General features: G+C 63.8%; 15 protein-coding genes. 7 read left to right on the forward strand and 8 right to left on the reverse strand.

The window, feature by feature from the left end:
• The first annotated feature begins 38 nt into the window (after positions 1-38).
• Positions 39-548, forward strand: a complete 510-nt coding sequence (locus AC07VI_RS00865; protein WP_086144218.1) for a GAF domain-containing protein — start codon at positions 39-41, stop codon at positions 546-548.
• Between the two features lie 3 nt (positions 549-551).
• Here AC07VI_RS00865 and AC07VI_RS00870 read toward each other — a convergent pair whose 3' ends face one another.
• Together AC07VI_RS00870 and AC07VI_RS00875 are read right to left on the reverse strand one after the other, a co-directional pair.
• A complete protein-coding gene (locus tag AC07VI_RS00870; RefSeq protein ID WP_086144079.1) occupies positions 552-1,139 on the reverse strand; it encodes an O-methyltransferase in 588 nt (195 codons plus the stop codon).
• Between the two features lie 38 nt (positions 1,140-1,177).
• Positions 1,178-2,068 carry a DMT family transporter gene (locus tag AC07VI_RS00875; protein ID WP_492995359.1) on the reverse strand — a complete coding sequence of 297 codons (891 nt, stop codon included), beginning with the start codon at positions 2,066-2,068 and terminating at the stop codon, positions 1,178-1,180.
• Between the two features lie 107 nt (positions 2,069-2,175).
• Here AC07VI_RS00875 and AC07VI_RS00880 point away from each other — a divergent pair, with 107 nt between their 5' ends.
• The gene (locus tag AC07VI_RS00880) at positions 2,176-2,955 is read left to right on the forward strand and encodes an AraC family transcriptional regulator (protein WP_492995361.1); all 780 of its coding nucleotides are present in this window, start codon (positions 2,176-2,178) and stop codon (positions 2,953-2,955) included.
• Between the two features lie 79 nt (positions 2,956-3,034).
• A complete protein-coding gene (locus tag AC07VI_RS00885) occupies positions 3,035-5,497 on the forward strand; it encodes a tetratricopeptide repeat protein (protein WP_492995363.1) in 2,463 nt (820 codons plus the stop codon).
• A 254-nt stretch (positions 5,498-5,751) separates the two neighbouring features.
• On the opposite strand, the gene AC07VI_RS00890 is transcribed toward AC07VI_RS00885, so the two are convergent.
• From AC07VI_RS00890 to AC07VI_RS00905, 4 genes are all read right to left on the reverse strand, one after another.
• Positions 5,752-6,396 (reverse strand): FABP family protein, encoded by a 645-nt coding sequence (locus tag AC07VI_RS00890; protein WP_086144075.1) that lies wholly within the window; start codon positions 6,394-6,396, stop codon positions 5,752-5,754.
• Positions 6,397-6,472: 76 nt separating this feature from the next.
• Positions 6,473-6,997, reverse strand: coding sequence for a hypothetical protein (locus tag AC07VI_RS00895; RefSeq protein WP_099420575.1), 525 nt, complete (start codon positions 6,995-6,997; stop codon positions 6,473-6,475).
• A gap of 2 nt (positions 6,998-6,999) precedes the next feature.
• Entirely contained in the window at positions 7,000-7,803 is an 804-nt protein-coding gene (gene map, locus AC07VI_RS00900) for a type I methionyl aminopeptidase (protein ID WP_492995366.1), read from the reverse strand.
• Positions 7,804-7,820: 17 nt separating this feature from the next.
• Positions 7,821-8,420 carry a TetR/AcrR family transcriptional regulator gene (locus AC07VI_RS00905; RefSeq protein WP_086144072.1) on the reverse strand — a complete coding sequence of 200 codons (600 nt, stop codon included), beginning with the start codon at positions 8,418-8,420 and terminating at the stop codon, positions 7,821-7,823.
• A 123-nt stretch (positions 8,421-8,543) separates the two neighbouring features.
• Between AC07VI_RS00905 and AC07VI_RS00910 the strand changes: the two genes are divergently transcribed.
• Together AC07VI_RS00910 and AC07VI_RS00915 are read left to right on the forward strand one after the other, a co-directional pair.
• Complete coding sequence (locus AC07VI_RS00910) at positions 8,544-10,058, forward strand: AMP nucleosidase (protein ID WP_086144071.1); 1,515 nt, start codon at positions 8,544-8,546, stop codon at positions 10,056-10,058.
• A gap of 431 nt (positions 10,059-10,489) precedes the next feature.
• Complete coding sequence (locus AC07VI_RS00915) at positions 10,490-13,012, forward strand: TonB-dependent receptor (RefSeq protein WP_086144070.1); 2,523 nt, start codon at positions 10,490-10,492, stop codon at positions 13,010-13,012.
• A 134-nt stretch (positions 13,013-13,146) separates the two neighbouring features.
• Here AC07VI_RS00915 and AC07VI_RS00920 read toward each other — a convergent pair whose 3' ends face one another.
• Both AC07VI_RS00920 and AC07VI_RS00925 read right to left on the reverse strand, forming a co-directional pair.
• A complete protein-coding gene (locus AC07VI_RS00920) occupies positions 13,147-13,617 on the reverse strand; it encodes a cyanophycin metabolism-associated DUF1854 family protein (RefSeq protein ID WP_086144069.1) in 471 nt (156 codons plus the stop codon).
• A 2-nt stretch (positions 13,618-13,619) separates the two neighbouring features.
• Entirely contained in the window at positions 13,620-15,890 is a 2,271-nt protein-coding gene (locus AC07VI_RS00925) for a cyanophycin metabolism-associated ABC transporter (RefSeq protein WP_099375043.1), read from the reverse strand.
• Positions 15,891-16,403: 513 nt separating this feature from the next.
• On the opposite strand from AC07VI_RS00925, the gene AC07VI_RS00930 reads away from it, so the two are divergent.
• Positions 16,404-18,581, forward strand: coding sequence for a cyanophycin synthetase (locus AC07VI_RS00930; RefSeq protein WP_099420576.1), 2,178 nt, complete (start codon positions 16,404-16,406; stop codon positions 18,579-18,581).
• A 195-nt stretch (positions 18,582-18,776) separates the two neighbouring features.
• Complete coding sequence (gene cphA, locus AC07VI_RS00935; RefSeq protein WP_492995370.1) at positions 18,777-21,347, forward strand: cyanophycin synthetase; 2,571 nt, start codon at positions 18,777-18,779, stop codon at positions 21,345-21,347.
• The last annotated feature ends 276 nt before the right edge of the window (positions 21,348-21,623 follow it).

Genomic DNA, 21,623 nt, shown 5'->3' on the forward strand with positions numbered 1-21,623 from the left:
ACCATGGCGCCTTCCCCATTTTGCGCCCCGCCACGACCATGACGTTTACCCTCAGCGACACCGCCTACGCCACCGATACCCCCGAAGCCAAGCAAGCCATGTATGCGGATCTGCGTTCGCAGCTGCAAGGCTTGCTGTCGGGCGAAACCGACTTCATCGCCAATACGGCCAACTTCAGTTCGCTGGTCTTCCACGCCATGCCGGGCCTGAACTGGGCCGGTTTCTACTTTCTGAAAGGCGAGGAACTGGTGCTGGGGCCGTTCCAGGGCAAGCCGGCCTGCATCCGCATCAAGAAAGGACGCGGCGTGTGCGGCACCACGGTGGTCGAAGGCAAGTCCATCGTCGTGCAGGACGTGCATGCGTTTCCCGGCCACATCGCCTGCGACGTCAATTCGCGTTCGGAACTGGTGGTGCCCGTGTTTGCGCAAGGTCACATCATCGGCGTGTTCGACCTCGACAGCCCATTGACCGGCCGCTTCGACGAGGTCGACGCCCGAGGCGTCGAATCGCTGGTGCGCGTGCTGGAAGCGGCCATCGTCGCCGAGTAAGCGTTAGTTGCCCGCCTTGACGGCGATGAATTCGCCCTTGCCGACCGTGGCCAGGCACGTCGTGTAGCGGCTGTCGGCGCGGATGGCGTCAAGAAACTGCGCCATGTCCGCGTAGTGCGAGCTGGCGTTGTCGACCACCAGCACGCCGCCGGCCGCCAGCACGCGGTCCAGCTGCGGCCACCATTGTTCGTATTGCTGGCGCGCGGAATCGAGGAAGATGAAATCGTAGGCGCCGTCCGCCGCATCGCGCAGCACGTCGCCGGCGTCGGCCAGCAGCTGACCGATCACGCCTTGCAATTGCGCGCGCACAAAGTTGGCGTGCGCCATGTCGAACTTGTCCTGCGCCTTTTCCACCGTCACCACGCTGCCGCCCAGCGCCTGCACGGCGCGCGCCAGCCACAGCGTCGAGTAACCGTTCGAGGTGCCGATTTCCAGCACCCGGCGCGCGCCGCGCGCGTGCACGAGCACGGCCAGCAATTCGCCCGTGTCGCGCGTGATGTTGAGCATGCGGCTGGCGCGCTCCGCGTGCGCCGCATCGTTGCTGCTGCCGAAGGCTTCGAGTTCGCTCAACAGGGTATCAATGTCCGGCATGATGGCTCCTTGCGAAAAACATCAGCATAGCAAAAATACTACGCCTGTGCGCGCCTCAATGGACGTTTCAGGGTCTGCACCATCAGCACGCCCAGCAGGGTCACGCCGCCGCCGATCAGGTCGTAGCCATGCAAGGTTTCACCCAGGAACAGCATGGCGATGATCACCGTGAACACGGGAAGCAGATTCATCAATGTCGTGGCGCGGCTGGGCCCCAGCCTGGCCAGGCCGTGCATCCACAAGAACGGCGCGATGATGGAAGCGGGAATGCCGGCAAACAGTACCAGCGGCAAGCCGGCGCCGGTGACGGGCGGCGCGGACTGGCTCAGGTAATACACGAACAGCACGGGCACGGCGCACCAGACCTGGATCAGCAAGGAGTGCCAGTTATTCAGGGGAATCTTCCACCGCTTGAGCAGCACGCCGTAGCCCGCATACGACAGGCAGGCCAGCAGCATCAGGGCGTCGCCCACGGCCGCGCCATGAGCGACCAGCGCGGCCGGGTCGCCATGGCTGAGCAGGTAGCCGAGTCCCAGCAAGGACACGATGCCGCCGAACACGCCGCCCACGGTGGGCGCCTCTTTCAACACCAGCACGGACAGGCCCACGGCCAGCAGCGGCATCATCGACGCCAGTATGCCCATGTTGGTGGCCGTCGTCGTCTGCGCGGCGATATACGCGAGGCACTGGTACATGACCATGCCCAACATGCCCAGCACAAACAGTTTGCCCAGATACGGTTTCACCACGGAGCGCTGCTTCCACACGGGACGGGCAAACACGAGCGCCAGCAGCACGCCGGCCAGCAGCCAGCGGTAGAACGAGATGGCGGCCGGGTCGATCACGCCCACGGCCAGCTTGCTGACGATGGTATTGATGGCCCAGATCAGCACGGCGATCACGGGAAACAGATAATGCTTGGCTTGCATGCGGCGGACTCCAGATGTTAATACCGCCATTTTCGCATGGTCCGATTCCATGGATATAATGAAAACCGGACAAACGATGCGAAGAACAGGACAAAACAGGAGATACCATGGCCAGCAACCAGCATTTCCCCGCCGTTTCCGACGCCCTGCCCTACCCCGTGTACTTTCGCCTCGACGACTATCACGCGCACCAGCAATTCGATTACCAGAGCCATCCGTGGGGCCAGCTCACGTATTGCTCCACGGGCGTGATGGAAATCATGGTGGCGGGCCAGCGCTATCTGTCGCCGCCCCAGTACGCCGTGTGGATACCGCCCGAGACCTTGCACGACGGCTATATCCGCCAGGACGTCGTATTTCACTCGGCCTACATCGATACCGGCCTGTGCGCGCAGCTGCCGGCGCAGCCGTGCGCGCTGGTGCTCAGTCCCTTGCTCAAAGCCATACTCGGCGACTTCGCCGAAAGGGGCGTCACCACGCCCGCCACCGAAGCCGACCAGCGCCTGGCGCAGGTGCTGGTCGACCAGCTGCAGCTGGCGCCGTGCAGCCGCAACTATCTGCCCGGCAGCGACGAACCCGTCATCGCGGCGCTGCTGGCCGCCCTGCAGGCGGAGCCGGGAAGTAAGCACTCGCTGGCCGAGTGGGCCGCGCAATTGCACGTCACCGAGCGCACGCTGGCGCGCCGCTGTCAGCGCGAGCTGGGCATGCCCTTCGGCGAATGGCGCCAGCGCCAGCGCTTCCTGGCGGCCCTGCCGATGCTGGAACAGGGAGATACCGTGCAGGCGATCGCGCTGGAACTGGGCTACAGCACGGCCTCGGCCTTCATCGCCATGTTTCGCCGCCAGAGCGGCGGCACGCCCGACCAGTTCCGCCGCGGCCTGCGCTGAAAAACGTGGACTAAACTGCATGCTTTCCAGGCATGGATGCTAAAATTCAAACATCTTTCCAGAGAGCAAAAGGACGCGCATGAACTCCAGCACCGAGACGGCCCATGAAACCCCAGGCAGCGAGGTTGCGCCGCAGGTGACAGAGACGGCCGCGACGGCGCCAGCGCCCCTCAAGCTCGGCAAAGAGGACATCCCCACCGTATTGGGCAAGCTGCGCACCCTGGTGCAGGACAAGACGCGTTTCGAGCCGCAGGACATCACGCCGCTGGGCGAGGAAGACGTGCTGCAGGATTTTTCGCTGCAGGCGAATTACGCGCTCGAGGCGCGCTTCGAGCAGCGCGTCATCAATGGCTATTTTGCGCCGGCGGGAAATGACTGCCGCTGTGGCTCCCACGAGGTGGGAGCGCTCGCTCACGCGCAGGAGAAGGAAAGGCTGCGCCGCGCGGCAGGCAAGCTTGACGCCGCCCTGCGCCAGCCGGCCCAGGCCTACAACGGCATCGAGGCGGGCATCTACCTGCCGCACGCCGTCAAGTACTGGCACCTCGATACCTGCAGCGCCTGTTCCGGCAAAGGCCGCATCGGCTGCCATACCTGCCACGGCTTGACCACGGAAACGTGCTGGACCTGCCACGGCGGGCGCACCGTCAGCTGCGACGCCTACGGCTGCTACGGCAGCGGCAAGGTCTCGTGCTCGTATTGCAACGGCAACGGCACGGTGGCCGAACAAGTCACCGACTACGTGACGGTGCAAGTACCCACTACCACCTACAGCAACGGCAGCTCGCACACCAGCTACCACAGCGAAACGCGCACGCAGTACCGCACCGAGCACCGCAATTGCTACCATTGCAGCTTCGGCAAGGTCACGTGCAACACCTGCCACGGTTCCGGCAACATCAATTGCGCCACCTGCCGCGCCAGCGGCAAGGTCACCTGCCGCACCTGCAGCGGCGCGGGCGACCTGCGCTGCAACCCGTGCGACGGTTCCGGCAAGGTGGGCAAGGCGGCCTGGATCGACGTGCACGTGGCGCCCGGCTACAGCGTCAGCCTGCCCAAGCAGGCGCCAGACGACGCGCGCCGCATCCGCGACAAGGAGAGCGTGCACTCACTGGCAGCCATCGCCAGCAGCCTGGCCCTGGCGAAAGTGAGCATCTACAATGAAGACCAGCCGCAGGAAGTCGACGCCCTGTACGGGGGCAAGCTGCGCATCGTGCGCCTGGACGCCGCCTGCAACGGGGAAAAGCACCACCTGGTGGCGTACGGCACGGACTTGCGCTGGCTGACCCTGGACGACATCGTGGAAAAGCTGCTGCGCGGCGACCTCAAGGCGCTCAGCGACGCGCTGGCCGGCAGCGCCGACGACGGCCTGTTCTCGGCCCACGTCCAGGGCTTATTGACGCCGCTGCGCGACGTGGCCGCATCGGAATTGAATGCGGACGTGATCGAGTCTGTCCTCAGCGGCGACGCGGACCACGCCCACGTCGATGTCGTCTCCGCCGAGTATGCCAACAATGTGCGCACCTGCGTGCTCGGTGCCTTGCGCCAGGTCTACACGCGGCTGGCCAAGCAGTTCTGGTGGAAAAGCGCGCTGGCCGCCCTGGCCGCCGCCATCGCCGCCTGGTTCTTCGCAGGGCGCGGTGCGGCCGCCGCCGCCGGCCTGTTCGTCGCGGGCGCCGGCTACTGGCTGTTCAACCGCAAGGTCAAGAACGTGCTGAGCGAGGCGCTGGGCGGCCAGCAGCAGGCCGCACGGGCCATGGGCATCGCCGGCAAGGGCCGCCGCAACCAGCTGGCCCACGTGCTGATCCTGGCGCCCGCCAGCGTCGCCGTGCTGGCCGCCAGCTATGGCTTGCCCGCGCGCGTGCGTCCCGCTTCTGCGCCACCGCAAACGGCCATGGCCTCGGCGCCCGTCGCGCCCCATGCACCGGCCACCGTGCCGCCGGACGCAAGCAGCGCCAGGGCCGTCAAACTGTATGAAAATGGCGACAAGACGCAGGCGCTGGCCATGCTGGAAAGCCTGGTCGGCAAGGGCGACGCGGGCGCGTATGGCCTGTATGGCTGGATGCTGCTGATGGGCGAAGGCCAGAACGGCCCCGTCACGGCGCCGACGGCGCGCCAGCGCGAGGCGCGCCAGGTGGCCGCCAAGCCCCTGGTCGGCAAGGGCCTGGTGAAGAACGACAGCTACGCGCTGACGGCAAAGGGCGTGATGCTGGCCGAAGGCTGGCAGGAGCCGCGCAATATGGCGCGCGGCCTGGACCTGCTGAAGCAGGCGGCCAACAAGGGCAATGCGCAAGCCATGCATTTGCTGGGCCTGTACCACGTGCGCGGCTACCAGATTCCCGTCAACCACAAGGAAGCGCGCAAATGGTTCACCCTGGCCGCTGACAAGGGCAGCGCGGGCGACATCTACAACCTGGGCCTGATGGACTGGGAAGGCGCCGGCTTGAAGCGCCCGGACCGCGACAGCGCCATGCAGCGCTGGAAGATCGCTGCCGCCATGGGAGAGGAGCGCGCGATTAAGGCCGTCGCGCAAGGCAAACCTTAAGGAGCACCTGAGAAAAAGCCCATGGCGTTGTTGCCTTGCCTGGCCGTACGTTCGTACTGCCTGCGGCAACGCGCCTAGCCCTGAGCATTTTTCAGGCGCTCCAGCAGAGCGGCGACAAAAGACCTGAGAAAAAGCCCATGGCGTTGTTGCCTTGCCTGGCCGTACGTTCGTACTGCCTGCGGCAACGCGCCTAGCCCGGAGCATTTTTCAGGCGCTCCAGCAGAGCGGCGGCAAAAGTCGCCGCTTTTTGATTTTTACACCGCCGCCAGCGCCTGCAAGGCCATCGGATTCGGCGTCGGCTCGCCGATTTTCGTCAGCAGGTTGCGGTCCGTGTGGTGGAACGGTTCATCCTTGCCGCGAATGAGCATGACCGTGTCTTCGTCATAGCCCCAGCTGCCGTCGGCGTGGATGTCGACCTTGATGCGGTATTCGACGGTGGTAAACGCGTGTTCAAGGAAGGGATTCGAGCAGATGCCGTAGGCCGTCGAATCACGTTTGGCCACCAGTTCGAAACTGGTGGCGTCCGCCGTCGTCGTGCCCGACGCCATGGCGATCTGGCCGCGCGGGATGGCCAGGGTCTGGATCACGGCGCCCGTGGCCGGCTCCCACAGCCAGTAACCGACTTGCTCATGGTAGGTTTTGACCTGGTCCGGCTTGGTGATGTGGATGTAGTAGCGCAAGCCGTAGAACAGTTGCGGGCCGTTGGTGACGGGGTCGATAGGCTGCAGCTCGATGCGCTCGACGAAGGCCTGCTTGCGCGGGCCGTCGGCTTTCGGCTTGACGTCCAGGCCGCGCGTGCCCGTCCAGATGCCGGCCATGCCGGTCAATGGGCCCAGGTTGTTCAGCGTGTGCACGTCGACGGACGGCTCGGTGTAGATATCTTCGGGAAAATCGCTCATGTGGAGTCTTCAAAATGGGGCAACAGTGCTTGCCTCCATTGTAAGACCTGCCACGCCGGCGGCAAAGCGCCCGCCGTCAGGGAAACTGCGTCATGTGGCGTTCGATGTACGCCAGCGCGGCCTGCGCCAGTGCGGGGCGCTGCGCCTCGAACGCGCATTCGTCGCGCGCCTGCAGCAGGTTGGCCGCCACCCCGGGCAGGTCCAATTCGCCGTCGATGAACGCGGCCACCGCGTCGATATTCGCGTACAGCGCGCTGTCGAAGCCTTCCCATTCCACATAGGCCAGCCACTCGGCCAGCAGCACCACGCCGGCGACGGGCGGCGCCAGGGCCGCGATGCGTTCAGAACGCAGCACGCGGTCGTCGCGGATGCCTTCCTGCTGCAGCACGGCCAGCGCTACCTGCTGCAGCGCGTCTTGCGGGTCGCGCCGGTACTTGTTCAGCAGGCGCTGCGTCAGCGTGTAGCGCTCGGCGTCAATGCCGCGCAGGGCGGCGGCCACGTCGTCATCATGCTGCGCCAGGTGGCGCGCCGCGCAGGCCGCATCCACGCCGGCTTTCGCGGCGACGATCTCGGTAAGCTGCTGCCGGCGCGCGTCATCCATGCTTACGCCAGCGGATCGGACAAGCCGGTCAGGGTGAAGATTTCAAAACCCGTTTCCGTCACGGCCAGCGAATGCTCGAACTGCGCCGACAGCGAACGGTCTTTCGTCACCGTCGTCCATTTGTCGGGCAAGACCTTGACCTGGTAGCTGCCCACGTTGAGCATCGGCTCGATGGTAAAAATCATGCCCGGTTCCAGCACGATGCCCGTGCCGGCGCGGCCATAGTGCAGCACTTGCGGCGTGTCGTGGAAGACCTGGCCCACGCCATGGCCGCAGAAATCGCGCACGGAGGAAAAGCCCTGCGCCTTGGCCACCGCCTCGATGGCGGCGCCCACGTCGCCCAGGGTCGCGCCCGGGCGCACGGTGTGGATGCCGGCCATCATGGCTTCATACGCCGTGTTGACGAGGCGGTTGGCCAGGATGGACACGGCGCCCACCTTGAAGGTGCGGCTGGTGTCGCCGAACCAACCCTGGAACTTCGGCGTCACGTCGATGTTCAGGATATCGCCCACTTTCAGTATCTTCGTCTCGGACGGGATGCCGTGCGTGACCACGTGATTGACGGAGATGCAGCTGGCGTGCTTGTAGCCGTGGTAGTCGATGGTGCCGGGGATGGCGCCGGCGGCGCGCATGAATTCCTCGCACAGGGCGTCAAGCTTGGCCGTCGATACGCCCGGCTTCACGAAGGGCGTGATGTAGTCGAGCGTATCGGCGGCGATGCGGCCGGCCGCGCGCATGCCGATGAAACCTTCTTCGTCGTGCAGGGGGATTTTCTTGCCGTGTTCAAGCTGGGAGGAATAGCGCATGGAGATTCTTTTCTTTGTCAGTGTGTGATGGTTTGGGTCGCCCAGCCGCGCACGGCGTCGTGCGCGGCGCGCAGCATGGCATCGACGCTGGCCGGTATCGGCCGCTCCTGCGCCAGGTAAGGCTTGACGACGGCCACGGGGGCGTCGATCAGCACGAATTTGAGCAGCATGTGATCCAGATCAAGCTCCTTGCTGGCGGGCATGGCTTCGGCGCAGCGCTCAAAGCAGGCGTCGAGCGCCGCCTGCTCCTCTTCGACGGCGGCCAGCAATTCCTCGCTGAGACCACCGCTGAAATCGGGATTGTCCTCGCATTGCAGCAGGAAGCGCGCGTACACGGGCTTGCGCCGGCACCAGTCCAGCAAGCCGTGCACGCCGGCCCAGGTGTCGCCGCCGAGCCAGCGGCTGGCCACTTCCTCGCGGAAGTCGCTTTTCACGCGCAGCCAGGCGCGCGCCAGGATGGCGTTGCGCGAATCGAAGCGGTGATACACGGAGCCGATGGGCGCACCGGCCTTGACGGCGATGGCGGCCATCGAGACGGCGCCCACGCCGCACTGGGCGGCGACGGCGATCGCGCTGTCGATGAAGTTGTTTTCGTTGAATTTGGCTAGTCTGACCATTCAAATAGAATACCGATTCTATTTGAATCCGTCAAGCGCCCCAGACGGCCAGGCAACGCGGCCAACACGACTTGCCTTGCTGCCTTACAATGATATGCACGAACCGCCACAAGGAGAATCCGCTTGCTTACGCCCCCCTTCATCGCCTCCGCCCGCTTCGACGATCCACGCCAGGCGCTGGCGCAGGTGCAAGCCATTTACCGCAGCAGCATCGAACACTTGCGCGATGCGCTGCAGCGCTTTGTCGCTGGCGAAGACATGCACGAACGGGTGCGCGCCTGCTACCCCTTCGTACGCATCCAGACCGAGACCGTGGCGCGCGCCGACTCGCCGCTGGCCTACGGCTTTGTCGCCGGCCCCGGCGTGTTTGAAACCACGCTGACCCGCCCCGACCTGTTTGGCGACTATTACCTCGACCAGTTCACCCTGCTGCTGAAAAACCATAACGGTGGCCAGAAGGTGCTGCTGGAAGTGGGCGTCAGCGCCCAGCCCATCCCCGTGCACTTCTCGTTCGCCGAGCACGACCACATCGAAGGCAATATGGATGCGGGCCGCCGCATGGCCATGCGCGACCTGTTCGACTTGCCGGACCTGTCGGCCATGGACGACGGCATCGCCAACGGCACGCACGAGACGGCGCACGGCGAAGCGCAGCCGCTGTCGCTGTTTACGGGACCGCGCGTGGACTATTCGCTGCAGCGCCTGCGCCACTACAGCGGCACCTCGCCGCAGCACTTCCAGAACTTCGTCCTGTTTACCAATTACCAGTTCTACATCGATGAATTCATCCGCCTGGGACAAGCCTTGATGCAGCGCGCGCCCGACGCCGCCGCACCGTCGGACGACGATGGCTACATCGCCTTTGTCGAACCGGGCAACGTCGTCACGCGCCGCGTCGGCCATGCCGGCGAAAGCGACGACGCGCTGGGCGCGGCCCCGCCGCGTTTGCCGCAGATGCCCGCCTACCATTTGCTGCGCGCGGACGGCAGCGGCATCACCATGGTCAATATCGGCGTGGGGCCGGCCAACGCGAAGACCATCACCGACCATATCGCCGTGCTGCGCCCGCACGCCTGGCTGATGCTGGGCCACTGCGCGGGCCTGCGCACCACGCAAAGCCTGGGCGACTACGTGCTGGCGCATGCGTATGTGCGCGAAGACCACGTGCTCGACGAAGACTTGCCGCTGTGGGTGCCGATCCCGCCGCTGGCGGAAATCCAGCAGGCGCTGCAAACGGCGGTGGCAGAAATCACCCAGCTGACGGGGCATGATTTAAAGCACATCATGCGCACGGGCACAGTCGCCAGCACGGACAACCGCAACTGGGAACTGCTGCCGCAGCGCACGCCGGAGCGCCGCTTCAGCCAGAGCCGCGCCATCGCGCTGGACATGGAAAGCGCGACGATCGCCGCCAACGGCTTCCGCTTCCGCGTCCCGTACGGCACCCTGCTGTGCGTGAGCGACAAGCCGCTGCACGGCGAAATCAAGCTGCCCGGCATGGCCAACCACTTCTACCGCGAGCGCGTCGACCAGCACCTGCGCATCGGCATCCGCGCCGTGGAACTGCTGCGCCGCCAGGGCGTGGACCGCCTGCACAGCCGCAAATTGCGCAGTTTTGCCGAGGTGGCGTTTCAGTAATCGCGCTCCCCCGTCATGCCAGCCGCCCTCCACGGGCGGCTTTTTTTTGCCCGTAGCGCTGCCGCAATGCGGCGGGCAATCGTCGCAACGACGATATAAAACGTCACAAAAAAACAACAGATGTCTAGATTGGCATTGCAAAAAAACAAAACTATCCACGCTTTTTTTGCCAATTGGAAAATTAAATTTATTTAACAATTGAAATTTCATGATTTCCTGCCATACACAAATCAAATTCATCCAGCGTCATTCTTCGAATAAAGAATCCATACGCAAAAAGCAGAGGCGTCTTGACAGCCGAAGGCGAAAAATGGTCTGATGAATTGTAAATTTAAGCTGCTAAATTTATAAACATGGTAATTTTGAAAATACTTTCAAATAGCTAAATAAAAACCTAAGGAAACTTAAGTTTCCTAGTTGGAGGATGGACAATGATTGAAAAGAAATTAAGCAAATCCTTGCGCATGATGTTTGCCGGCACTTTGGTCATGAGCGCAGGCTTCATGCACCAGGCGGCTCAAGCGCAGGAAGCCAAGGCTGACGAGAAATTGCAGCGCGTGGTCGTGACGGGTTCCGCCATCAAACGCGTGGATGCCGAGACAGCCGCACCGGTGGAGATTTACAGCAAGAAAGATATCGAGCGCACTGGCGCCACCAGCGTCGCCGAACTGGTGCGCAACCTGGCCTCCATCGACATCAATGACCAGGGCGAACTGAGCGCCAGCTCCCCTTCCGGTTCCGGCACCACCAACATCAAGATGCGCGGCCTGAGCGAACGCAACGTGCTGATCCTGTTGAACGGCCGCCGCCTGCCGACCAATGCGCTGGCTGACGGTTCGGGGGCGGGCGCAGCGGTCGACGTCAACGCCATCCCGCTGAGCGCGCTGGAACGCATTGAAATCCTGAAAGACGGAGGCTCCGCCATTTATGGCGCCGATGCAGTCGCCGGCGTGATGAACTTCATCACCAAAAAGAACTACCAGGGCCTGGAAGCGAAAACCAGCTACGGCCAAAGCTCGCGCTCGGACGCCAAGGAAAAGACGGCCAACCTCGTGTACGGCTATGGCGACTATGACACCCAGGGCTTCAACGTGCTGGCCACAGTCGACATCTTCAAGCGCGACCCGATCTACCGCAAGGACCGCGACCTGACCAGTTCGGCAGACTTCCGCCGCTTTGGCGGCCCGGATGGCCGCAGCGGCTATCATCCTAGCGGCAATATCGTCGGCGGCGGCACCCTGGTGCCTTGCCCAGCGGGCGATGTAAGCCCCGAAGGCTGCCGTTTTGACGTCAACAAGACCTTGCTGACCTCCACCAACGGCGCCGACCGCGCCAGCGGCATGCTGATCGGCAGCCTGAAAATCAGCGACAGCATCCGCGCGTTTGCGGAATTTACCTATTCCGAAAGCAAGGACGACTTTTCGTCCCAGCCAGCGCCTGGCAACTTCAAGGTCGGCAACCAGACCGTCGCCGGCCGCTTCATGCAGATGGGTCCGCGCCAGACCAACCGCAAGGGCACGATGACCCAGTTCTCGACGGGTCTGGAAGGCACGACGCGCGGCATCGACTGGGATGTCGCCATCGGCAAGGGCGTGAGCAAGGCCACCAACCGCGATTCGAACTACGCACATTACGACCTGTTCAACGAAGCGATCGCCAATGGTACGATCAATCCGACCCGCACCGACAATCCGCAGGCAGCCGTCGACAAGATTCGCCTGACGCCTACGCGCGCCGGCAAGTCGGAACTGACCTTCTTCAACGCCAAGGCATCGGCGCCGATCATGGACCTGGCAGGCGGCGCGATGGCTTACGCCGTTGGCGTGTCGTACAACAAGGAAACGCTGAGCGACCAACCCGACCAGAACCAGATTGATGGCGTGGTCTTCGGCAGCATCCAGCAAGCGGCCGTCAAGGCGGACCGCAATTCCAAGGGCATCTTCGGCGAACTGTCGATTCCATTCCTGAAAAACGTCGAAGCGCAGGTCGCCCTGCGCTATGACGACATCTCGAATGTCGGCAGCAAGACCAGCCCGAAACTGGCCTTGCGCTACCAGCCCCTGAACAACCTGATGTTCCGCGGTTCGTATGCGGGCAGCTACCTGGCGCCATCGCTGAAACAGATGTACGGCGGCGTCGATGCGGGCGCCTACACGACCAGCGATGCGGATATCTGTAAAGCCTTCCCATCGATTGCCGGCAATTGCAAAAACTTTGCCTACTACCAGGTCTCCGGCTCCAACAAGGACTTGAAACCTGAAACGGGCAAGACCTACAACCTGGGCGTGGTGTTCTCGCCAGTGAACTCGTTCACAGCCAGCATCGACTTCTTCAAGATTAACAAAAAGAATGAGATCGGCACCCTGACGGAAACCAAGGCGATCGAGCTGGGCAACGTCGAAATCAAGAATGGCGATGCGCGCATCCTGCTGAACAACCAGAACCTGGCTACCACCGAAGTGCGCGGTTTCGATACGGACCTGCGTTACATCTCGCCGCAAACGATGTTCGGCAAATTCACGATCCGCAATGCGTCTACCATCTACACCCGCATGGACACCCAGGACACGGCGACGGATCCAGAACAAAGCACGATGAAGATGTTCATGAATCCGAAGTACCGCAACACGTTCACCGCCAGCCTGGAAAAGGACAATATGTCCGGCACCCTGGTCATCCGCACGACGGGCGACATGATCGACTCGCCCTTGCGACGCGACGAAGTCAAGCCGGGCACCCGCACGATTCCTTCGCACACGGAAGTGGATCTGACGGGCCAGTACGTGGCGATGCAAAACCTGACCTTCACGGCCGGCATCAAGAACCTGTTCGACAAGATGCCGCCGTTTAGCGCGACGGGTGCCACCAACCAGTACGGCACCCTGGGCTTTGCCCAGCTGTACAACGTGCGCGGCCGTTACTTCTACATCGGCGCAGGCTACAAATTCATGTAATGTAGCGCATTATCCGGCAGTCTGAAACGGTTGCCGGCGTTGCCCTCGAAAGCCGCACGCCTGTGCGGCTTTTTTCATGCCCGGCAGACGAAAAAAAACCGCTGCAGGCAGCGGTTTTCAGGTAACTCCAACGCTTACAGGAAGCGGTCGAGTATCTTGCGCGTCGTCTTGTCGATATTGAACATGTCGCGTATCAAAAAGTGGATGCCGTGGTTGTCGGCGATCAAGAGCGACGTGGCGCCGATGCGGCGGATGTCTTCCTCGCCTTTCAGCACGAATTGCGTCTCGCCCCGGTCCGTGTCGACGTACCAGGTGCACGGCGTGGCGAAACTGGAGACGCTTTTCACGCGCGCGATCTCGGGCATGAATTCGCGCCCTTCCAGCTCTTCCTGCAGCAGGCCGCGCGTCGGCTCCGGCAAGGCGTCGAGGCGGTCGATCCACGCCACTTCCTTGCCGTCGCCCAGCACCAGCGAAATGCCTTCATCCGGCGACTGGATGGGAAAGGCGCGCACGGGCGCCACGCCCTCAAAAACCTGGCCGTCCGCGTCCGTCATCACCAGCTTGCCGAAGGGGTCGCGGCTTAATGTAAAAGTTGTACTGGCCATGCTTATTCCTTGTCATCCAGGGCGAGCTCATTGTTGCGCGCCTGTGCTTCATAGAGGCGGAAATAGGCGCCCTCTTTCGCCATCAGTTCATCGTGGCTGCCCACTTCGACGACCTGGCCCCGGTCCAGCACCACCAGGCGGTCGGCCCGGTGCAATGTCGACAGGCGGTGGGCGATGGCGATCGTCGTGCGGCCCTGCACCAGGTTGTCCAGCGCCTTCTGGATTTCTTTTTCCGTTTCCGAGTCCACCGACGATGTCGCTTCATCCATGATGAGGATGCGCGGGTCGATCAGCAGGGCGCGGGCGATCGAGATGCGCTGGCGTTCGCCGCCGGACAGGCCCTGTCCGCGCTCGCCCACCATCGAATCGTAGCCCTGCGGCAGGCGCAGGATGAATTCGTGGGCATGCGCAGCGCGCGCGGCGGCGATGATCTCCTGGCGCGTCGCGTGCGGCTTGCCGTAGGCGATATTCTCCGCGATGGTGCCGAAGAACAGGAACGGCTCCTGCAGCACCAGGCCGATGTTGCGGCGGTAGTCAGAGACAGCGAACGAGCGGATGTCTACGCCGTCGAGCAAAATCGCCCCTTCCGACACGTCGTAGAAGCGGCAGATCAGGTTGACCAGCGTGCTCTTGCCCGAACCGCTGTGGCCCACCAGGCCGATCATCTCGCCCGCCTTGATGTTCAGGGTGATGCCGCGGTTGACGGCCCGGTTGCCATAGCGGAAACCGACTTCGCGCAGGTCGATGCGGCCTTCGATCTTGTCCAGTTTGACCGGTTGCGCCGGTTCCGGCACGCTCGACACATGGTCGAGGATGTCGAAGATGCGCTTGGCGGCGGACGCCGATTTCTGCGTCACGGAGACGATGCGGCTCATCGAGTCGAGGCGGCCATAGAAGCGCGTGCTGTAGGCGATGAAGGCGGTCAGCACGCCGACGGTGATTTCGCCGCGCGACAGTTGCCAGATGCCGAAGCACCAGATGACCAGCAAACCCATCTCCGTCAGGAAGGAGACCGTCGGCGAAAACAGCGACCAGACCTTGTTCAACTTGTCGTTGACGGCCAGGTTGTGCGCGTTGGCGTCGCGGAAGCGGGCCGCTTCGCGCTTTTCCTGCGCAAACGCCTTGACCACGCGGATGCCGGGAATGGTATCGGCCAGCACGTTGGTCACTTCGCTCCACACGCGGTCGATCTTTTCAAAGCCCGTGCGCAGACGGTCGCGCACCAGGTGGATCATCCAGGCGATGAAGGGCAGCGGCGCCAGGGTCATGATGGCCAGCCACGGGTTCATCGACCACAAAATGACGCCCGTCATGATAATCATCAACACGTCGGAGGCGAAATCGAGCAAGTGCAGCGAGAGGAAGACGCAGATGCGGTCGCTGCCGCTGCCGATGCGCGCCATCAGGTCGCCCGTGCGCTTGCCGCCGAAAAATTCCAGCGACAGCTTCATCAGGTGTTCATACGTGGCCGAGCGCAAATCGGCGCCCATGCGTTCGGACACCAGGGCCAGCACATAGGTCTTGCCCCAGCCCAGCAGCCAGGCCAGCAGGGCCGAACCGAGCAAGCCGCTCATGTAGTACACCACCAGCCACGGGTCGATATGCTTGCCGTTCTGATACGGGATCAGCACATTGTCCATCAGCGGCGCCGTCAGGTAGGGCGGAATCATGTGCGCAGCGGTGCTCAGCAGCATCAGCAGGAAGCCCAGCGCCAGCTGGCCACGGTAAGGGTGGGCAAAACGCCACAGGCGGAACAGGGTCCAGGTGGACGGCGGCGTGTGCAGCACCTTGGCGCAGATCGGGCATTCTTCCTGTTCCGGCTCCAGAGGCGCCTTGCAGCTGGGGCACACTTCCTGCTCTGCTTCCAGCACGGGCTGGCCCGTCAGGTGGCTGTCGAGGCGCTCGACGAACTGCTCCAGCACGCGGATCGCATGTAAATTCTGTCCCAGGGTAAAGCGCCACGAGGCCAGGCGGCCGTGGTCGTCGAACAGTTCCAGGTGGCCGACACCGGCATGGTCGTGGTGCGTCAGGCGCAGTCCGTGGCGGAAAGACCAACTTTTCCAGGCGGTATCGCCCGGTGAACGGGCCAGTAAACGCTTCTCGGTGACAACAATTATGCCTTTTGTGAAACGTAATCGCGTATCGAGGTCAACCTCAACGCTACTTAAAACGTTCTCCCCTGGAGAAAGCTTGCTTTCCACTTCCGCCAGCCAGTGTTCCGGCAGCGAGGTAAGAGGAATAGTTGTTGCAGGAACACTCAGTTCAGTTGTCATCGTAAAGCATACTCCGGCTCGAGGCCAAGCCCTTCAGGGCGGGATTTGGGGGATGGGGCAGACGCCCGATCAATGTTTGTGTACTGCGCGATGGCGAGGTGGAGGCACCAGTGGCAATTTCCTGTATTGTATCGAATGGATGCCTGCCGGTAAGGAATGGATGGCAAAACGGAGCAAAAAAATGCGCGGCCATCGCAGGAAGTGCCAGGCGGGCGCGGCGCTTTTGCAACGCGGTCCCAGTACATGGGCAAGTATACAACAGCTCGCTGTTGCGCAAATGCTCCAGCTTGGTCCGGAGTCGGTATCTTTATAACAAGTAAGGCAACAATTAGTAACAATTAGAATGACAACACCAGCAGAATACGAGAAGCAAACGCGACAAGAGACCGCTAAAAGTGGCACACTGCGCATACCCGGGATAAAGAACCAAGCACGAGCCTGAAAAGACTCTGTAGAGCCAACATAAAGTATCTGGCGCCCAGACGCCTGGCTTGTTATCAAGAAACCACTTACATGATCAAGAAGAAGAACATCGAATTTGTCCGCGTCACCCACTTGCGCGGCCCCAACATCTGGACTTACCGCCCGGTGATTGAAGCCTGGGTCGATATCGGCGAACTGGAAGACTATCCATCCAATACCCTGCCCGGCCTGTACGAGCGCCTGGTGGCGTGGCTGCCCGGCATGATCGAACACCGCTGCGGCGTGGGCGAACGGGGCGGCTTTTTCGAGCGCCTGCGCGAAGGCACGTGGTCGGCCCACATCCTCGAGCACGTGGTGCTGGAACTGCAAAACCTGGCCGGCATGCGCACGGGCTTCGGCCAGACGCGCTCGACCAGCCAGCGCGGCGTCTACAAGATGGCCTTCCGCACGCGCGAAGAGCACGTGGGCCGCGCCGCCCTGGCCGCCGCGCGCGAACTGCTGATGGCCGCCATCAACGACGAAGCCTACGACCTGGAAGCGGCGCTGGCGCCGCTGCGCGACATGGTCGACTCGCGCTGCCTGGGCCCGAGCACGGCCAGCATCGTCGATGCCGCCACCGAGCGCCGCATCCCTTCGCTGCGCCTGAACGACGGCAACCTGGTGCAGCTGGGCCATGGCGCCGCGCAGCGCCGCATCTGGACGGCCGAAACGGACCGCACCAGCGCGATCGCCGAAGGCATCGCCAGCGACAAGGATCTCACCAAATTCCTGCTCAAATCGTGCGGCGTGCGCGTGCCCGAAGGCAGCCTGGTGCGCAGCGCCGAAGCGGCCTGGGAAGAAGCGCAGGACATCGGCGTGCCCGTCGTCGTCAAGCCGTATGACGGCAACCACGGCCGCGGCGTGTCGCTGAACCTGATGACAGAAAGCGACGTCAAGGCAGCCTATGAACTGGCCGCGCGCAAGGGCGACAGTTCGGCCGTGCTGGTGGAAAGCTTCATCACGGGCGACGAGCACCGTCTGCTCGTCGTCGGCAACAAGCTGATCGCGGCCGCCAAGGGCGAATCCCTGTGGGTCGACGGCGACGGCGTGTCCACCGTGCTGGAACTGGTCAACACGCAGATCAATACCGATCCGCGCCGCGGCGAAGGCGAAGATTTCCCGCTGGGCACCGTCAAGCCGCACGAATCGGGCGAAATCGTGCTAGAACTGCAGCGCCAGGGCATGACCGCCCTGTCCGTGCCGCAATCGGGCCAGAAAGTGCTGATCCAGCCGAACGGCAACGTGGCTATCGACGTCACCGACGACGTGCACCCGTCCGTCGTGCATGCGGCCCTGCTGGCCGCCAGGGTCGTGGGCCTCGATATCGCCGGCATCGACCTGGTCACCACCGACATCACGCGTCCGCTGGAAGAACAGCGCGGCGCCATCATCGAAGTCAATGCCAGCCCCGGCCTGCTGGCGCACATCAAGCCGGGCGTGGGCCAGCCCCGCCCTGTCGGCGCGGCCATCGTCGACCACCTGTTCGCTGCCGAAGAAACGGGCCGCATTCCGCTGATCGGCGTGACGGGCACGCGCGGCGCCAGCCTGATCGTGCGCATGCTGTGCAAGCTGCTCAACCTGTCGGGCCTGCACACGGGCGCCGTCTGCAGCGAAGGCATGTACCTGGACCAGCGCCGCGTCGTCAGCAACGATTGCGTGAACTGGGACGCGGGCCAGCGCCTGCTGCTCAACCGCACCGTGCAGACGGCCCTGTTCGAGAGCAATCCGCGCATGATCCTGGCCGAAGGCCTGGCCTACGACAAGTGCCAGGTCGGCATCGTCACGGACATGGGCAGCCTCGATAGCGTCAAGGATTTCGACGTGCTGGACGAGGCGGGCCTGTACAAGGCCGTGCGCAGCCAGGTCGACGTGGTCGTGCCGACCGGCGTGGCCGTGCTCAACGCCGCCAACGCCCACGTGCTGGAACTGGCCGAACTGTGCGACGGCACGGTGACCCTGTATGCGCAGGATGGCAGCCTGCCGGCCCTCGCGGCACAGCTGGCCGCCGGCCAGCGCGCCGTGTTTGTGCGCGGCAACCACATCGTGCTGGCCGAAGGCGGCATCGAAACGGTCCTGCTGTGCCTGGACCTGCTGAAACCGGCCACGGCCGGCAATGTCGACAGCGTGCTGGCCGTCGCGGCCGCCGCTTGGGCCCTGAACCTGCCCGTCGACCTGATTTGCGCCGGCTTGCGCACCTTCGACGCGGCCCCCGGCTGCATCGGGAATTGAAAAACCAGAAACGTCAAACCAAACCGACTGCGCGTCGCGATTTGCGGCCTCCGATGCTCACTGTGCATCCGCACAGCTCCGCTTCTCGGGCCAACGGGGGCGCCGAGCCTCCCATCCGCTCGCTACGGTTTAATTTGACGTAGAAGCCCGGCTACGGCCGGGCCCACAAGAACACAACAGGATTACGGTTTAATTATGGAAGTATCTCGCGTACGGGCCTTGCGGGGCCCTAACCTCTGGAGCCACGACACCGCCGTGGAAGCCATCGTTTCCTGCACCACGCAGGAACTCGACATCGCCCAGCTGCCCGGCTTCGAAGCCCGCCTGCGCGCACTCTTTCCGCAACTGAGCCCGCTGCAACCGCTGGGCAATTACAACGCCGCGCCGATGGCGCAGGTGCTGGAACTGGCGGCGCTGGGCCTGCAGGCGCAAGCCGGCTGCCCCGTCACCTTCAGCCGCACCACGCCGACCCTGGAAACGGGCATCTTCCAGGTCGTCGTCGAATACTCGGAAGAAGCCGTAGGCCGCCTGGCCCTGGAACTGGCGCAGCAGCTGTGCCGCGCCGCGCTCGACGACGCGCCGTTCGACCTGGCCGGCGCCCTGCACCAGTTGCAGGAACTCGATGAGGACGTGCGCCTGGGCCCTTCGACGGGCGCCATCGTCAACGCCGCCGTGGCCCGCAACATCCCGTTCCGCCGCCTGACCGAAGGCAGCCTGGTGACGTTCGGCTGGGGCAGCAAGCAGCGCAAGATCCAGGCCGCCGAAATGGACGGCACCAGCGCCATCGCCGAAGCCATCGCGCAAGACAAGGAACTGACCAAGAAGTTGTTGGACTCGGCCGGCGTGCCCGTGCCGCAAGGCCGTGTCGCCATCGACGTGGACGATGCCTGGGCCGCCGCCTGCGAGATCGGCCTGCCCGTCGTCGTGAAACCAAAGGATGGCAACCAGGGCAAGGGCGTCACCGTCAATGTCACCACGCGCGAACAGCTGACGGCCGGCTTCATCGCGGCGCAGGAATTCCGCGACGACATCCTCGTCGAGCGCTATCTGCCGGGCCACGATTTCCGCTTGCTCGTCATCGGCAACAAGATGGTGGCGGCGGCCCGCCGCGACCCGCCGCAAGTGGTGGGCGACGGCCAGCACACGGTGCGCGAACTGGTCGACCAGGTCAACCTGGACCCGCGCCGCGGCAGCGGCCACGCCACCTCGCTGACGAAAATCCGCTTCGACGACATCGCCCTGGCCAGCCTGGCCAAGCAGGGCTATGTGGCCGAATCCGTGCCGCCCGTGGGCCAGCGCGTGATCTTGCGCAATAACGCCAACCTGTCGACGGGCGGCTCGGCCACCGACGTCACCGTCGACGTGCATCCGGAAGTGGCGGCGCGCGCCGTCGCGGCCGCGCACATGGTGGGCCTGGACATCTGCGGCGTGGACGTGGTGTCCGACAGCATCCTGAAACCGCTGGAAGAGCAGAACGCCGGCATCGTCGAAGTCAACGCCGCGCCGGGCCTGCGCATGCACCTGGCGCCCTCGTTCGGCAAGCCGCGCCCCGTGGGCGAAGCCATCATCGCCGCCATGTTCGCCGAAGGCGACGATGGCCGCATCCCCGTCGTCGCCGTCACGGGCACCAACGGCAAGACCACCACCGTGCGCCTGATCGCCCACCTGCTGACGGCTTCCGGCCTGCGCACGGGCATGACGAACACGGATGGCGTGTACATCGAAGGACGCCAGATCGACAGCGGCGACTGCAGCGGCCCGCGCAGCGCGCGCAACGTGCTGCTGCACCCGGACGTGGACGCGGCCGTGTTCGAAACGGCGCGCGGCGGCATGCTGCGCGAAGGCCTGGCCTTCGACCGCTGCCAGGTCGCCGTGGTGACGAATATCGGCGCGGGCGACCACCTGGGCCTGAACTACATCACCACCGTGGAAGACCTGGCGGTATTGAAGCGCGTGATCGTGCAGAACGTGGCCGACAGCGGCGTGGCCGTGCTGAACGCCACCGACCCGGCCGTGGCCCGCATGGCCAAGAATTGCAGCGGCACGGTGACCTTCTTCGCCGCCGACAAGACGCATCCCGTGATGGCCACGCACCGCGCGCAGGGCAACCGCGTGGTGTACGTGGAAGACGGCAAGCTGGTGGCGGCGCAGGGCAAGGAGCGCCACGAAATCGCCCTGTCGCAAGTGCCCATCACGCGCAACGGCGCCATCGGCTTCCAGGTCGACAACGTCATGGCCTCGCTGGCCGCCGCCTGGGCCGTGGGCCTGGACTGGAAAACCATTGCACTGGGCCTGAAAACCTTTGCCAATGAAGCCGACAATGCGCCGGGCCGCTTCAACGTCTTCGATTACAAGGGCGCCACGCTGATCGCCGACTACGGCCACAATCCGGACGCCATCCTGGCGCTGGTGCAGGCCGTCGAAAGCATGCCGGCCAAGCGCCGCTCGGTGGTCATCAGCGGCGCCGGCGACCGCCGTGACGAAGATATCCGCCAGCAGACGGAAATCCTCGGCGCCGCCTTCGACGACGTGCTGCTGTACCAGGACCAGTGCCAGCGCGGCCGCGCCGACGGTGAAGTCGTGGCCTTGCTGCGCCAGGGCCTGGACGGCGCCAAGCGCACCAGCCATATCGATGAAATCAACGGCGAATTCGTCGCCATCGACAAGGCCCTGGCGCGTTTGAACGAAGGCGATCTGTGCCTGATCCTGATCGACCAGGTGGAAGAAGCGCTGGCGCACATCGCCAAGCGCGTCGCCGAAGCATAAGCGCGCCAACTGCGCACAAGGGCGGCCTGCGGGCCGCCTTTTTTTTCGCCCCTGCATGGTCAGCGCAACGGCGCCCATTTCGGCAGCGAACAGCGGCACCGCCGCAAGACACAACGCAATTTGTCTCCACCTGTCGCCCCTTTTGCCACGCGTCCGCAGCGGCAAGGCTTGCCTGCGCCTGCCTCCAGCGCGCATGAATTCGGCAGGGATACCGGAATTGATATGGACAGCGCAAAAGAACTCATTTGTGGGGCAAAGTCATACCCCCTACCATAT

The organism is Janthinobacterium sp. GW821-FHT03A03, assembly GCF_059421435.1.

Coding starts and splice junctions, on each gene's coding strand:
- AC07VI_RS00865 (WP_086144218.1), top strand. CDS start 39: ATGACGTTTACCCTCAGCGACACCGCCTACGCCACCGATACCCCCGAA.
- AC07VI_RS00870 (WP_086144079.1), bottom strand. CDS start 1,139: ATGCCGGACATTGATACCCTGTTGAGCGAACTCGAAGCCTTCGGCAGC.
- AC07VI_RS00875 (WP_492995359.1), bottom strand. CDS start 2,068: ATGCAAGCCAAGCATTATCTGTTTCCCGTGATCGCCGTGCTGATCTGG.
- AC07VI_RS00880 (WP_492995361.1), top strand. CDS start 2,176: ATGGCCAGCAACCAGCATTTCCCCGCCGTTTCCGACGCCCTGCCCTAC.
- AC07VI_RS00885 (WP_492995363.1), top strand. CDS start 3,035: ATGAACTCCAGCACCGAGACGGCCCATGAAACCCCAGGCAGCGAGGTT.
- AC07VI_RS00890 (WP_086144075.1), bottom strand. CDS start 6,396: ATGAGCGATTTTCCCGAAGATATCTACACCGAGCCGTCCGTCGACGTG.
- AC07VI_RS00895 (WP_099420575.1), bottom strand. CDS start 6,997: ATGGATGACGCGCGCCGGCAGCAGCTTACCGAGATCGTCGCCGCGAAA.
- map (WP_492995366.1), bottom strand. CDS start 7,803: ATGCGCTATTCCTCCCAGCTTGAACACGGCAAGAAAATCCCCCTGCAC.
- AC07VI_RS00905 (WP_086144072.1), bottom strand. CDS start 8,420: ATGGTCAGACTAGCCAAATTCAACGAAAACAACTTCATCGACAGCGCG.
- AC07VI_RS00915 (WP_086144070.1), top strand. CDS start 10,490: ATGATTGAAAAGAAATTAAGCAAATCCTTGCGCATGATGTTTGCCGGC.
- AC07VI_RS00920 (WP_086144069.1), bottom strand. CDS start 13,617: ATGGCCAGTACAACTTTTACATTAAGCCGCGACCCCTTCGGCAAGCTG.
- AC07VI_RS00925 (WP_099375043.1), bottom strand. CDS start 15,890: ATGACAACTGAACTGAGTGTTCCTGCAACAACTATTCCTCTTACCTCG.
- AC07VI_RS00930 (WP_099420576.1), top strand. CDS start 16,404: ATGATCAAGAAGAAGAACATCGAATTTGTCCGCGTCACCCACTTGCGC.
- cphA (WP_492995370.1), top strand. CDS start 18,777: ATGGAAGTATCTCGCGTACGGGCCTTGCGGGGCCCTAACCTCTGGAGC.